The organism is Rhizobium sp. CRRU65, assembly GCF_048551595.1.
Lineage (GTDB): Bacteria > Pseudomonadota > Alphaproteobacteria > Rhizobiales > Rhizobiaceae > Rhizobium > Rhizobium leguminosarum_J.
Window position 1 is genome coordinate 112,530 of the sequence record NZ_JBLYZH010000020.1, and the last position, 14,158, is coordinate 126,687.

The window sequence follows — 14,158 nt, forward strand, 5'->3', positions numbered from 1 at the left end:
AAATGGCCGAAATCAAGGATCCCGAAAACACCGTCATTCTGGAAACCACCAAGGGCAAGGTTGTCATTCAGCTTTTGCCGCAGGTCGCCCCGGAACATGTCGCCCGCATCAAGGAACTCGCTCGCGAGAAGGCCTATGACGGCGTCGTCTTCCACCGCGTCATCCAGGATTTCATGGCCCAGACGGGCGATGTCGAATTCGGCAAGAAGGGCTCGGAAACCTTCAATCCCGGCCGCGCCGGCATGGGTGGCTCTTCGAAGCCGGATCTGAAGGCCGAATTCTCCGCGACCACGCATACGCGCGGCACCTGCTCGATGGCCCGTTCGCAGAACCCGAACTCGGCCAATTCGCAGTTCTTCATCTGCTTCACCGACGCGCCCTGGCTGAACAAGCAGTATTCCGTCTGGGGCCAGGTCATCGAAGGCATGGACAACGTCGACAAGATCAAGCGCGGCGAGCCGGTTTCCGATCCGGACTCGATCGTCTCCATGCGGGTGGCCGCCGACGTCTGATTGTGATTTCTGCTGAAACCCGCCTTTGCGCATAGCTGCGCGGGGCGGGTTTCGCTTTGCCTGAAAGTGCCCCGATGCGCGTAGACCTTTTCGATTTCGATCTGCCGGATGAACGCATCGCGTTGAGGCCTGCCGAGCCGCGCGACAGCGCGCGCCTGCTCGTCGTTGATCCGAATGCGGAAAGCCACCTGTCGGATCATCGCGTCGGCGATCTCACCTCCTTCCTGCGGGCTGGCGATGCGCTGGTCTTCAACGATACCAAGGTCATTCCCGCCCAACTCGAGGGCATCCGCCATCGCGACGGCGCCGGCGGCCAGCAGGTGTCTGCCACACTGCACATGCGCACCGGCCCCAACCGCTGGAAGGCCTTTGCCAAGCCGGGCAAGCGGATCAAACAGGGCGACCGCATCTCCTTCGGCCATTCCGGCGAAAGCTGTTTCCTCGGTTCGCTCGATGCCACCGTCGAGGAAAAGGGCGAGGCCGGCGAGGTGACGCTACTGTTTGATCTCTCGGGCCCGGCGCTCGACGAGGCGATCGCCGCCGTCGGCCATATCCCGCTGCCACCCTATATCGCCGCCAAGCGCCCCGAGGATGAGCGCGACCGCGCCGATTACCAGACGATCTATGCTCGCGAGGAGGGCGCCGTTGCCGCCCCCACCGCCGGCCTGCATTTCACGCCTGCGCTGTTCGAAGCGCTCGACAAGGCCGGCATCGAACGCCATTTCGTCACGCTGCATGTCGGTGCCGGCACCTTCCTGCCGGTCAAGGCCGACGATACCGACGATCACAAGATGCATCTCGAAAGCGGCTATGTCAGCGCCGAGATCGCTGCCCGGCTGAATGCCGTGCGGGAAAGAGGCGGGCGCATCGTCTGTGTCGGCACGACCTCGTTACGGCTCGTCGAGAGCGCGGCCTATGAAGGCGGAGAGATCATGCCCTGGGCCGGCGCTACCGGCATCTTCATCACGCCCGGTTACCGCTTCAAGGCGGTTGACATGCTGATGACCAATTTTCATCTGCCTCGCTCGACGCTGTTCATGCTGGTCGCGGCCTTTGCCGGCTTCGAGACCATGCACGCGGCTTATAAACACGCCATTTCGACGGGCTACCGCTTCTACTCTTACGGCGACGCGAGCCTTCTTTTCCGGAAAGACAAATGACAGACAACTTCAAATTCACCCTGAAGATGACCGATGCCGGCGCCCGCCTCGGCCAGATTTCCATGCCGCGCGGCGAGATCCGCACGCCGGCCTTCATGCCTGTTGGTACCGTCGGCACGGTCAAGGCGATGTATCTCGACCAGGTGCGCGAGACCGGCGCCGACATCATCCTCGGCAATACCTATCACCTGATGCTGCGCCCGACGGCCGAGCGTGTCGCCCGCCTTGGCGGCCTGCATAAGCTCATTCGCTGGGAGCACCCGATCCTGACCGATTCCGGCGGCTTCCAGGTGATGTCGCTGTCCGGCCTGCGTAAGCTCGACGAACAGGGCGTTACGTTCAAGTCGCATGTCGACGGCAGCCTGCACCATATGTCGCCGGAACGCTCCATCGAAATCCAGGGGCTGCTCGGTTCCGACATCCAGATGCAGCTCGACGAATGCGTGGCGCTGCCGGCAGAGCCGAAGGAGATCGAGCGGGCCATGGAAATGTCGCTGCGCTGGGCCGAGCGCTGCAGGGTCGCCTTCGGCGAGCAGCCCGGCAAGGCGATGTTCGGCATCGTCCAGGGCGGCGATATCCCGGCACTGCGCATCCGCTCGGCCGAGGCGTTGAGCCAGCTCGACCTCAAAGGATATGCGATCGGCGGCCTTGCCGTCGGTGAGCCGCAGGACGTTATGCTGCAGATGCTGGAAACGACGCTGCCGGTCCTTCCTCTGGAAAAGCCGCGTTACCTCATGGGCGTCGGCACGCCTGACGATATCCTGAAATCGGTCGCGCGCGGCATCGACATGTTTGACTGCGTCATGCCGACCCGTTCCGGTCGTCACGGTCTGGCTTTTACCCGCCGCGGCAAGGTCAATATCCGCAATGCCCGCCATGCCGAGGATATGCGCCCGCTCGACGAACAGTCGAACTGCCCGGCCTCGCGCGATTATTCGCGTGCCTACCTGCACCATCTCGTCCGCTCCAACGAAGCGCTTGGTGGCATGCTCCTCTCCTGGAACAACCTCGCCTATTATCAGGAACTGATGCAGGGCATCCGCAAAGCGATCGCCGAAGGCCGATTCGCCGATTTCATGGCGGAAACGCAGGAGGAATGGGCGAGGGGCGATCTCGAACCAGTGTAAGTCTATTCCGCCCCCGCGTTGCTTACCGCAGGAACTGCGGACGCCGGGTTTGGCGCAACCATCATTTTAAGTTTTTTGCGCACTGGCTCGTCGAAGTGAATAGCGGCGATGCCAGCCACAATGAAAATTCCGACTACGACGACCATACCGGCTGCCGGAGAAGCAGGAAGGTCAAAGCCCTTTTGCCGCAGTGACTGCAGCAGACTGAAGATGGGACTATGCAGGATATAAATCGGATAGGAAAGCCTCCCGAGCCAACGGAATACCAGCTCGACCAGGCCGGTCTGTCTCGTGCGCATCGCAAGCCAGACAATGGCCGGGAAGACCACGAGGCATATTAAAAAATCAAAATACGGGAAACCGAAGAATATGCGGGCTGGTATGTTGGTTATGAAGATCAGACAAGCACAGAGAAAAAGGCCTATAACGTTGCCGTTATTGGCTGTATTCGGTTTCTGGACCTCATATAACCTGTAAAGGCAGATTCCGAGCGAGAACGAGAACAGCACTCTTGAAAAGCCAAATCTGAAATCGCCCGCCTCGGGACCAATATCGAAATTACCTCCGACCAATGCCCCATAGATGGTGATGCCGGCCGCCGCCAGGGCGATGGCGAGCAAGCTTCTGAATGACAGTCGTATCAGAAGCATGGAGAACAGCACTCCGGCCCAGAGCTCGAAGAAGAGTGACCAGCTAGGCCCGTTGAAGGGAAAGATACCTTCCTGGCTTGCGCTTGGAATGAACAGGATTGCCCTCAGCAGAAGGTCCGCCAGGGTGGAGTAGTCCAACCCGTTTTTAAGTGCATAGCTGAAAAGGCCAATCGGAAGCGAAAGAAGATAAAGAGGATAAAGCCGAATGATACGCTGTAGGAGAAGCCCGGCGGGCGAAATCTGCCCTGTTATCAGTCGCTTCTCATATGAATTTGTAAGAACGACGCCGCTCAACAGAAAGAAGAAGTCAACGGCAAGGTAACTGATATTCGCCGGGATCGGACCCAGAGTACCACCCGTGTGGAGGAACATGACCATGATAGCCGCAATTCCTCGCAACGCCTCAAGAGCTGTAAAAAATTGCTTGCCAGCGTTCACCGCAACAACCCTCCGTTGGCACTTTGTTACTCCAGGAGGATTTCGAAATTGTTATTGCAACGAAACCGTGCGGTCGGTTGAGTTTCCACCGAAGAGTGGGAACAGCGCGTCAGATGCCCTTGCTGTCCGCATCGGGCATGATCTGCACGCCGTTGATCCTGTAGCCGCCGTCCGGTTGGCGGATGATCTGGTAGATCGCCGTCCAATCCTTGCCGTCGCGGCCTGAGATCAGCACCTCGTGATAGATCAGCGCGCCATTGTCGATCGAGCGGCTGCGTCCGAAGGCGTAATTGCCGGGGTGATAGACCGGCTCGTAGCTCTTTTTCACCATGGCGAAGAACAGGTTCTTGTCGGGATACAGTGCCCGGATGCCGGGGGCGGCGAAGGAATAGGCGGTCTCGGCATCGTCCTTGAGGAAGGCCTTGATCTGTTCCTCGATCATCGTCCGCGTCGTGTCGATCGGATCTTCGGCGCGGGCCGATATGGGGGAGAGGGCGGACGCGGCACACAGGATGAGAACTGCGAAGAAGGCGCGCATGGGGGATCTCCGGCTCTATCGGGGAACGACCTCCGATAGAGTAGAAGTGTAAGCGATTTCTAGCGCAAGGAAAGCGGACTTTACGACCAGCGGCGGAACAGGGCACTGGCATTCACCCCGCCGAAGCCGAAACCGTTGGTGATCGCATAGTCCATCACGACTGGCCGCGCCGTCTTGCCGACGATATCGATGCCGTCGGCGGCCGAATCAGCCTCATCGAGGTTGCGGGTCGGCGGCGCGATCTGGTCGCGCAGCGCCAGGATAGTGAAGATCGCTTCCAGCCCGCCGGCCGCTCCAAGCAGGTGGCCGGTCGCCGATTTCGTTGCGCTGACGGCAATGCCGCCATTGCGGCCGAAGACCGTGCCGATCGCCGCGATCTCGCCTCTGTCACCGACCGGTGTCGAGGTTGCATGTGCGTTCAGATGCCTGACCTCCGAAGCCGGGATCTTCGCCTGCCTGAGTGCTGCCTCCATCGCCCGGCGGGCGCCGTCGCCGTCTTCGGGGCCCGAGGTCATGTGGTAGGCGTCCGCCGCCGTGCCGTAGCCGACGAGTTCGGCAAGCGGTGTGGCGCCACGGGCAAGTGCATGCTCCAGCGTTTCGATGACCAGGATGCCGGCGCCTTCGCCCATGATGAAACCGTCGCGGGCCACGTCGAAGGGGCGCGACGCCAACTCCGGCGTCTCGTTGAAGCCGGTGGAAAGGGCACGGGCAGCGGCAAAGCCGCCGAGGCTCACCTTGTCGATGCAGGCCTCGGCACCGCCGCAGATCGCCACATCCGCTTCACCGGAGCGGATCAGCCGCGCCGCATCGCCGATTGCCTGGACGCTGGCCGCGCAGGCCGTCACCGGCGCCCCGAGCGGCCCCTTGAAGCCATAACGGATGCTGACCTGGCCGGCGGCGAGGTTGACGAGAAAAGAGGGCACGGTGAAGGGCGACAGCCGCCGCACGCCGCGCGTTTCGCCAATCCGCACCGCTTCGGCGATCGCCGGAAAGCCGCCAACCCCCGACGCGATGATCGTTGCCGTGCGCTGGCGCTCGCCTTCGTCGGTCGGCATCCAGCCTGCCTGTTTTACTGCTTCCTCCGTCGCCGCCATGGCGAAGTGGATGAAGCGGTCCATCTTCTTCTGGTCCTTGGGCGTGATGTAACGGTCGGGATCAAAACCGGCCTCAGCATCTTCCGCGATACCGGGAACGATGCCGCCAACCTTGGCCGAGAGCTCGCCCACGATATCCTCCGCCAGCACCCTCAGCCCGGAAACGCCGTCGAGAAGGCGCTTCCAGGCAGGTTCGACGCCGGTGCCGAGTGGCGAGACAAGTCCCATGCCGGTGACAACGATGCGATCCATTTCCTTTTCCTTTCTATGCGTCGATGCCGAGATACCAGGCGCGCATGCGGGCGATCCGCTCGTGCACCTCGTCATCGGCGGCGGGGCCTGCAAGCAGGCTGGTGTTTTCGGGTGTCAGTTGTTCGCCGGTTTGCGCATCGACCAGCACCGTCTGGCGCTCTTTACCGGAAGCGGCATCGCCCAGGAGGAAGGCGAGATCCTTTTCCGGGATGTGCCGGCTTCCCCAGGAAAACAGCGTCATCAGCACAGGAAAGAAGTCACGGCCCTTGTCCGTCAGCAGATATTCGTAGCGGGCAGGGCGCTGATGGTAGAGCCGCCGTTCGAACAGCCCCTTTTCCGTCAGATGTTTGAGCCGCCGCGTCAGGATGTTCGGCGCCACGCCGAGGCTTTTCTGGAATTCGTCGAAGCGCGAAAGCCCCTGGAAGGCGTCGCGCAGGATCAGCATGCTCCACCAGTCGCCAACGCTGTCGAGCGCGCGCGCCGCCGGGCATTTGAAATCGCTGAAGCTCGTCCGTTGCATGGCTGATGTCACTACAGCAGTGACTATCATTATGCAAGTTACTATCTGTTGTCGCCCTCGAAAATCCGGGCAAGCAGGATGCCGGTGACGAGCATGCCGACTGCCACGAAGATCGTGTCACCCGGCGTGCCGATATAGAGCGGCCCGACATTGGCAAAGAGCAGGAAGGCGACGAGGAAATTCGCCCAGCCCCAGACGACATTCGCCGTCGGCGAGCCGAGCTTTGGGCCTGGCGCGAAGGGGACGCGGAAGCGCCGGCCGCTGACCCCGGCGACGAAATGTGGGACGCCGTTGGTCAGAAATGCTGCGGCGATGAAATGGACGATATAGGCGATCCAGGGCAAAGGCTTCTCCGTTGCGGCACGAGTGGCATCAACGGAGAATGTGGCCAGGATGCAGGCTCCGGCAAGAGGCGGAGATGCGACCGCACGTCACCCTGTCGGCCCGCTGCCTGAAAGGCGACGGGCGACGGGGTCAGATAAGCATGAAGTCTTTGAAGTGAAGTGCTGCGGAATTATCGAGATCCGCGACATGGATGGCCACGCCCGCTGCGCTTCCATCCGCATCATAGGATAGAATGCCGCTCGCCTGATCGTAGATCAGCTTGTCATCAGCCTCGAGCGCGTTCCTTCCCAAAACGAAATTCTCATCCGAAAATCCGGATAGGCTAAGCTCGGCGAAAATCGAATGATCGAGCATCAGCTTGTCGCCCGCCGCGGAGGAAAAATCCCGGATCTTGTCGACGCTGGTATTGTCGGGCTTCACATCGAAGACGAAGGAATCGCCTCCGCTGCCGCCGGTCAGAACGTCAGCACCAGCCTTGCCGATCAGCTTGTCGTTTCCGAGCCCGCCGATCAATCGGTCGTTTCCTTTCCCGCCGTTGAGGGAATTGTTTCCGTCGTTGCCGGTGAGAATGTTGGCCGTATTGTTGCCCGTCGCGCTAAGATTGGCCGTCCCGGTCAAAGTGAGGTTTTCGATCGTTCCGACCGTATGCTTCTGATCGGCCAGGCTGAAGGAGATCGAAGCCTTGACGGTATCTGTTCCGCCGCCCCGGCTTTCGTCGACGATTTGATTTGCATTGGTCACGGTGAAAGTGTCGTTCCCGGTGCCGCCATAGAGATGGTTGGTGGCCGGCGGCGGTGTGCTGGCGCCGGTGCCTGCTACCTCGATGATAACGGGATGGTCGACGACATCGAGCGTCAGCGACGACACGTTGCTGAGGCTTTTGACCGCCGTCGTTCCGGTCACCGGGTCGAAGACCTTAACAGAGCCAAACGAGGCCCCGAGATTGACTTTGACGGCTGTTGTCGTGGCCTGAATAGCCGTGTCGGAGGACTGGCTCCAGATATCGGGCTCGTTCCAGACGATGATCTGGTAGCTTCCGTCCGATTTTTCCGTCAGCAGGCTCCGGGCCGAGGACGGCAGGCCGTCGATCGAATAATTGAGGGTCCCCGCGCTGAAGCTTGCCTTCGCGGCGCCGTCATCCGCAAGGATTTCGGTCAGATTGTGGATCGCCGTCGCAGCCGGCTTGGCCGAATAGTCGAGATGAAAAAGGCCGAAATGCTTTTCCTGATTGGTGCCCTGCGGATCGGAATAGGCGTCCAGCAGCTCGTAGATGAACGTCTGTTTTGATCCGAGTGCGGCGCCGTCCATCAGCGTATTGAGCAGGAGCTTTGCCTGCGTCGCTTCACTGACGCCTTCCCAGCCGCCATTGGTGTCGGCGGTCAGCGAGGTGTGGTAGCCGGTCTCGGTGATCGCCAGCGGCTTGCCCGGATCGGCAGCGCGCTGCACGCCGGATTCTCGGGAGAGCCATGAATATGGCTGGTCGCCATCCTTCGCATAGGTGTGGATCGTCGTGTAGTCGGAGGCGGAAGCCACGGTATATCCGGTAAAGCCGAGAACGGGGATATTTTTCAGCAAGGGATCGGCGTTGACGTCGGCAGACAGGTCCTTCTGATAGGCGACCGCTGCGGCCTGGCCGCTCAGGCCGTGATAGCTGACTGGCCAGTTGTTGACTTCGTTCGGACCTTCGATACCGACGACCGATCCTGGATGGGCCTGCACGAAGGAATGCAGCCGCTGGGCGACAGTGGCGGGGTCGACTTCCCGCTGGGCGCTGAAGACGAATTGCACGCCGGCCTCGGCAGCATCGCCGAGATGCGTTTGGCCGTTGGGATCGGAAGCGGAGTTGGGGGCGTGATCGCGAACTGTATCAAGGCCAAGATAGTTGAGTGCTTTAACAACTTCTCCGACGTTGGAATATTTTCCATCCGTGTAGTCGATATGCGTATCAATTCCAAAGGAACGAATAATATCGTTTATTCTAACGGCTTGAGCCATAGATTTTTCTCCCAGTTTACGAGGGAATCGGCGATGGGACTTTATCCCCATTTCTGATGCCAATTCGATTTACACGAGGAGGGTCGTGCGGCGCGGCCTCGTTAACCATGATATATTGTTCCGAATGTGGCCCGTTTCGGATTGTATTTATTATGAAATCTGCGCTTGCATTTTTTCGTTCGGCCGGCTGATCATGCGCGAGTGGGACGGCCCATAGGCAGAGTCTGGCGAAATCCGACATGGCCTGGAGGATCCGATGACCGTCAATGTTCAGGTCCGGTTTCGCAGCGGCTTGCCCTCGATGGCGTTCGACAATGTCCGTCTCCGCGGCAGTTGGGACGAGCAAGGCCGAGCCTCGAACGATTGGGCGTCTCACCCAATGCAGCGTTCTCGTGACGAGGATGGTTATGATGTTTTTGTCGCCCGCGTGCCCTTTCCCGATGGCGAGATCGGCACGCATTTTCGCTGGGGGAATCGAACTCGATCGGCCCGGCATTTCAGACCTGTGGGCGATCGCCGCCGAACTGGACGACGAGACCTCGACGCGTCGCGAGCGCTCCTTCGATCTCCAGCGGGGGATAGCGCCGCAGACCTATATCTGACATGGATCGGCCGCCTGGGGGCGAACCGCGTTGAATGGCGCGACGGTGTCGACTGCATCCGCTTCTCGGTCTGGGCGCCGAACACCCGGGATGTCTTGCTCGTGCTCGCCGATCCGGCCGTCGGCTATGTCGCCGATGACGGCACCATAGCGCTCGCAACCATCGGGATGCGCAGGACCGTTGATGGATTCTGGAGCGTTGAAACCGGCGACGACGACGGACTTTCCGATTTCGACAGCGTGGCCTGCAAAGCTGTTCGGTCGTCTGCGACCCGAAGCGGGTGGTGCTACCGTCGAGGCGTTCTGGGCAAGGCGGCGGAAGAATCAGAGCCACGAAAGGAGTGTTGAATGCCGTGCTGCCGGCATCAGGCGTTCTGGTCTTTCGCAGGCTGTGACGCGTGCCACGGCCGGAACGGTCAGACAAAGCCGAGCGGCAGATTCTCGACTTTCCTGTCATTGCCGTAGTCGCGCTCATGCGGCGTGCGCCGGCGCCCTTCGCGGCGAGATCGATGCGGTTTTCGGCAAAGATCCCATCGGGATAGGTGCCGGTATCATGGCAATCGGCGTCGATCTTGGGGGCAAGGATTTTCAGGATCATTGGGGTTCCTCCAGGCGCAGCATCAACATTTGGAAAGGTCGTCTGGTTCCGCTTATAAACCCCGAATTATTAATAAATTAACCATAAAGCTTAAGAGCAAAGGGCGCCGCCGCATTCGATCCGTCAGTCTCGCAAAGGTGACATTTAGTGGACGATTGATGACGAAGACATCGACGCCAGCATCCCCTCGGTCGCCCGGATCAGCCGCGCCGTGCGCGCCATCACCTCGGTTCCAGCCTCCGTCTCGGCAATCGCGGTTGCCATACCGTCCAGTCCGTCCGCCACCTGGATCAGTTTCGGCAGCATATCGGCTCGTCCGACCGCCTCAGTCGATCTGGCGAGCTTACGCAGCGCCTCTGAATAGCTCGATATCAAAGCGAGTTTCTGGTCTGCGGGAATAATAGAGAACGAGCGTTTCTCGGAAGGCGACAGCGGCGATTTCGGCATGGATGCGACCTATTGAACTGCCAATGAACTCGCATGGCCGCTTTTTGTTCCGAGCTGGCCCATTGTCCCGGGCCTGTCGCCTTGCCTCGAAATGGCGTTGCCGTGGAACTCCGGACCTGGATCGCCGTTGAGGTGCATGAACATAGGAGGTTCCCATGCAGCTGATCGATACTCGGGTGACACAGGCCGGCGACATCTTCACCGTCGAATTCCTGGGCGAGGGAGGAGAATCGATTTCTGTCAAAATCGACAACTCCCATGGCGAACTCGACGATACGACGGCGGTCGACCACGCCAAGGTCATGATGGTTCAGCTGACCGCCTTTGCCGGCAGCGAAGCAGATGGCAGCATCAACCGCTACGATGCCTTGAGCAACGGCAATTTCGACGAAGGCAGCAAAGGCTTGATCGGTCAGCCGAGTGCGCGTTCGACCGGTGACAGGCAAACGCTGGAAGAGGAACTCGATGAAGGCCTCGAGGACAGCTTTCCTGCAAGCGATCCTGTCTCGGAAACGGTGTCGTACATTCCCGCCAACGCGCCACGGCACTGATTGCAACGCAATCTCAATTCCAAATGCAGGCAAAGGCTGCCCCGGTTCCCGTGGGCAGCCTTATGCTTGGCAGCGACGAGGCAAAGACCGGATTGGTGATGTTCGGGATCAGCACGCCAACCACCACGGGCCTGCGTCCTAGCCGCCATCCTGCCCTGAACGCGACCCATGCGCCGATGTCGCCATCGAAAACGTCTCCGAGGCGCAATCCCCTTGGGCGGGTTCGATGACAATGGTCTGACACCCAGAGCATGATGCCGAAAAGTGTGAGCGGTTTTCGGACGACATCATGCTCTAACTCTTTAATGGAGAACAGGATTCAGATTTTAGGCCGACCGGGCCTAAAATCATCGTGTTCGAGGCAGAGTTATCGACTTCTTATTTATTCATAAACATGGAAGTTGCTGAGGAATGCAACCTGTGGAATAGTCAGGTTGAGGCCATCTACCCCTCTTCATTCTCATCACCTGGACAAGAATGTCTCACAAAAAAATGGAATGCTCCGCGGCGTGGTGGTTTTTTGCGACGGTCTCCCTTGTCGCAAACTTCGCGTTACCAGCCTATGCGGACACCTCGTCCGTGCCCTGGCCACAAACGCAAAGCGACATGCAAGCCGAGTCCGACGTGCATTTTGGCACGCTCGCCAACGGTATGCGGTTTGCGATCATGCGCAATGTCACGCCGCCCGGACAGGCAGCGATCCGCTTTCGCATTGGCTCCGGTTCGCTCGACGAAAACGACGACCAGCAGGGCCTGGCGCATGTTCTTGAGCACATGGCCTTCAAGGGTTCGACACATGTCGCCGAAGGGGAGATGATCCGTATCTTGCAGCGCAAGGGCTTGGCCTTTGGACCGGACACCAATGCCCATACCTCCTATGACGAGACCGTCTATGCGCTCGATCTGCCCGAGGTCGATGCAGACACAATTTCGACGGGCCTGATGCTGATGCGAGAAACGGCGAGCGAGCTGACCCTCGATGCCGGCGCCTTCGATCGCGAACGCGGTGTCATCCTGTCGGAGGAGCGGCTGCGCGACACGCCGCAGTATCGCGCGTCACTCGGAATCATGAATTCGCTGCTCGCCGGCCAGCGCGCGACCATGCGCGCGCCGATAGGTAAAGCCGACATCATCAGCAATGCGCCCGTGGACCTCGTCCGTGATTATTACGGGGCCAATTACCGACCCGATCGGGCAACGCTGATAGTGGTGGGCGATATCGACCCCGCCGCCATGGAAGTCGAAATCCGGCAGCGCTTCGGCGACTGGAAGGCCGTGGGTCCGGCGCCGACAAAAGCGGATCTTGGCGCGCTGGAGACGAAAGGCGAAAGCGCCGAGGTCATCGTCGTTCCCGGCGGCATGACCAGCATACAGATCGCCTGGACGCGTCCCTATGACGCCGCGCCTGACACCTTCGCCAAGCGCCGCGCTGGGCTTATTGAGGATCTCGGTTTCCTGGTGCTCAAACGTCGGGTGAGCGCCATCGCCAGCAAGGCGGATGCCCCTTTCATCAGTGCGGACGTCGGCTCCCAGGATCTCCTCGATTCCGCCCATGTCGTCCTGATCGCGGCGAACTCCGAGCCGGACAAATGGCAGGCGGCGCTCACGGCCATTGACCAGGAACAGCGCCGGATCCAGGAGTTCGGCGTTGCGCAGGCGGAGATCGATCGCGAAATTCGCGAATATCGCTCGGCCCTGCAAGCTGCTGCGGCCGGAGCCGCGACGCGGATGACGACCGACCTTGCTTCCATGCTGGCTCGCAGCGTCGATGACGATCAAGTCTTCACCTCGCCCGCCGAAGACCTCTCTATGTTCGAGACGATGACGAACGGCGTCACGGCGGACGAGGTCAATCGGGCCTTGCAGCGTGCTTTCTCCGGCAACGGTCCGCAGGTCGTGCTACAGGCGGACCAATCACCTGAGGGTGGAGCCGACACGGTTCGGCAAGTCTATGACGCTTCAAATGCCATTGCCGTCTCGGCACCATCAGGTGCAACTGACGTCGCCTGGCCTTACACCCATTTCGGCGAACCGGGCGCTGTGGTCGAACGCCGTGCGGTTGAAGATCTCGGCTTGACCATGGTGCGCTTTTCCAACGGCATTCGGCTTACCGTCAAGCCAACCAGGCTGCGTGCCAACGAAGTGCTGGTACGCGAAGATATCGGCCGCGGTCGGCTGGACCTGCCGCACGACCGTTCCGCTGCGATCTGGGCATCTCCGGCCGTCGTGCTGTCTGGCGTAAAGGCCATGGATTACCAGGATATACAGAAAGCGCTGACCGCCAACATTGTCGGCGTCGACTTCTCGGTCGGCGACAGTTCCTTCAGGTTCGACGGTCGTACACGGACTGAAGATCTTGCGACGCAGTTGCAGCTGATGAGCGCATACACCTCCGATCCAGCCTATCGCCCCGAGGCGTTCAAGCGCGTGCAGCAGGCCTATTTGAGCGGCCTCGATCAGTACAACGCGTCGCCCGGCGGCGTTTTCAGCCGCGATTTCGCAGGTCTCGTGCATTCCGGCGACCCGCGCTGGACCTTCCCCGACCGCGCGCAGTTGTCCGCCGCCAAGCCAGACGAATTCGAGGCGCTGTTCCGGCCCATGGTTTCCAATGGCCCCATCGACATCACCATCGTCGGCGACGTAACAGTGGACGACGCAATCCGCCTGACGGCTGAAACCTTTGGCGCTTTGCCGCCGCGCCCGGAGACGGCGTCAAGCAACGATCGGGACGACGTGCATTTTCCGGCGACGACCGAGAAGCCCGTTTTGCAGACCCATAGCGGTAGGGCAGATAATGCCGCCGCCGCCGTAGGGGCTTCCATCGGAGATTTGCTCTCCGATCTGCCGCGGTCCTTCACCGCCAATATTGCCACCCAGATTTTCCAAAACAGGTTGATCGACCAGTTTCGCATTGCAGAAGGAGCAAGTTATGCCCTGCAGGGCGATGTTGAGCTTTCAAGGGAAGTTCCCGGCTACGGCTACGCATATTTCTACGTCGAGACCGACCCGGCAAAGGTTGCGCGCTTCTATGCACTTGTCGACGAGACCGCCAATGATCTGCGGTCGCATGATGTCTCCGAAGACGAGCTCGCGCGCGCCCGGGGACCCATCATCGAGACATTGAAGCATCAGCAGCAGAGCAACGAGTATTGGATCGCATACCTGCACCACGCCCAAGAGGATTCGCGTCGTTTAGACCGGATACGCGATAGTCTCAGCGGCTACGGCAAGGTCACCGCCGGGGATATCCGCGCGTTTGCCGCGGCCTATTTGAGCCCGGAAAAATTCTGGAAATTCGAAGTGCTGCCGGTGGTGGTACGATAGGTGTTG

The 14,158-nt window shown here is 60.2% G+C and carries 13 protein-coding genes and 1 pseudogene; 6 read left to right on the forward strand and 8 right to left on the reverse strand.

Annotated features, from left to right (window positions below; translation table 11 throughout):
* Positions 1–2: 2 nt before the first annotated feature.
* The 3 genes from ACM5SV_RS31365 to tgt all read left to right on the forward strand — a co-directional run bounded on the left by ACM5SV_RS31365 (position 3) and on the right by tgt (position 2,799).
* On the forward strand, positions 3–512 hold the full coding sequence (locus ACM5SV_RS31365; protein WP_003559389.1) for a peptidylprolyl isomerase: 510 nt from the start codon (positions 3–5) through the stop codon (positions 510–512).
* Between the two features lie 74 nt (positions 513–586).
* The gene (gene queA, locus ACM5SV_RS31370) at positions 587–1,672 is read left to right on the forward strand and encodes a tRNA preQ1(34) S-adenosylmethionine ribosyltransferase-isomerase QueA (protein WP_221974165.1); all 1,086 of its coding nucleotides are present in this window, start codon (positions 587–589) and stop codon (positions 1,670–1,672) included.
* Entirely contained in the window at positions 1,669–2,799 is a 1,131-nt protein-coding gene (gene tgt, locus ACM5SV_RS31375) for a tRNA guanosine(34) transglycosylase Tgt (RefSeq protein WP_017994066.1), read from the forward strand. The genes queA and tgt overlap by 4 nt, the downstream gene beginning before the upstream one ends.
* A 2-nt stretch (positions 2,800–2,801) precedes the next feature.
* Here tgt and ACM5SV_RS31380 read toward each other — a convergent pair whose 3' ends face one another.
* The 6 genes from ACM5SV_RS31380 to ACM5SV_RS31405 all read right to left on the reverse strand — a co-directional run bounded on the left by ACM5SV_RS31380 (position 2,802) and on the right by ACM5SV_RS31405 (position 8,631).
* A complete protein-coding gene (locus ACM5SV_RS31380) occupies positions 2,802–3,887 on the reverse strand; it encodes an acyltransferase family protein (RefSeq protein ID WP_017994067.1) in 1,086 nt (361 codons plus the stop codon).
* Positions 3,888–3,996: 109 nt separating this feature from the next.
* Positions 3,997–4,425: a DUF4864 domain-containing protein gene (locus ACM5SV_RS31385; protein WP_017994068.1), complete on the reverse strand. Its 429-nt coding sequence runs from the start codon at positions 4,423–4,425 to the stop codon at positions 3,997–3,999.
* Positions 4,426–4,505: 80 nt separating this feature from the next.
* Positions 4,506–5,771, reverse strand: a complete 1,266-nt coding sequence (gene fabF / locus ACM5SV_RS31390) for a beta-ketoacyl-ACP synthase II (protein WP_222017581.1) — start codon at positions 5,769–5,771, stop codon at positions 4,506–4,508.
* A 13-nt stretch (positions 5,772–5,784) separates the two neighbouring features.
* Positions 5,785–6,291, reverse strand: a complete 507-nt coding sequence (locus ACM5SV_RS31395) for a winged helix-turn-helix transcriptional regulator (RefSeq protein ID WP_017994070.1) — start codon at positions 6,289–6,291, stop codon at positions 5,785–5,787.
* Between the two features lie 41 nt (positions 6,292–6,332).
* Complete coding sequence (locus tag ACM5SV_RS31400) at positions 6,333–6,635, reverse strand: hypothetical protein (RefSeq protein WP_017994071.1); 303 nt, start codon at positions 6,633–6,635, stop codon at positions 6,333–6,335.
* A 130-nt stretch (positions 6,636–6,765) separates the two neighbouring features.
* Complete coding sequence (locus tag ACM5SV_RS31405) at positions 6,766–8,631, reverse strand: calcium-binding protein (protein WP_222017583.1); 1,866 nt, start codon at positions 8,629–8,631, stop codon at positions 6,766–6,768.
* Positions 8,632–8,887: 256 nt separating this feature from the next.
* Between ACM5SV_RS31405 and ACM5SV_RS31410 the strand changes: the two genes are divergently transcribed.
* The gene (locus tag ACM5SV_RS31410; protein ID WP_260690412.1) at positions 8,888–9,580 is read left to right on the forward strand and encodes a hypothetical protein; all 693 of its coding nucleotides are present in this window, start codon (positions 8,888–8,890) and stop codon (positions 9,578–9,580) included.
* Between the two features lie 68 nt (positions 9,581–9,648).
* Here ACM5SV_RS31410 and ACM5SV_RS31415 read toward each other — a convergent pair.
* Positions 9,649–9,830, reverse strand: a pseudogene (locus ACM5SV_RS31415) (hypothetical protein).
* A gap of 144 nt (positions 9,831–9,974) precedes the next feature.
* Complete coding sequence (locus ACM5SV_RS31420) at positions 9,975–10,277, reverse strand: hypothetical protein (RefSeq protein ID WP_012757458.1); 303 nt, start codon at positions 10,275–10,277, stop codon at positions 9,975–9,977.
* A 155-nt stretch (positions 10,278–10,432) separates the two neighbouring features.
* Between ACM5SV_RS31420 and ACM5SV_RS31425 the strand changes: the two genes are divergently transcribed.
* Positions 10,433–10,828, forward strand: a complete 396-nt coding sequence (locus ACM5SV_RS31425) for a hypothetical protein (RefSeq protein ID WP_222017585.1) — start codon at positions 10,433–10,435, stop codon at positions 10,826–10,828.
* Positions 10,829–11,305: 477 nt separating this feature from the next.
* Positions 11,306–14,152, forward strand: coding sequence for a M16 family metallopeptidase (locus ACM5SV_RS31430; protein ID WP_222017587.1), 2,847 nt, complete (start codon positions 11,306–11,308; stop codon positions 14,150–14,152).
* Positions 14,153–14,158 lie beyond the last annotated feature (6 nt).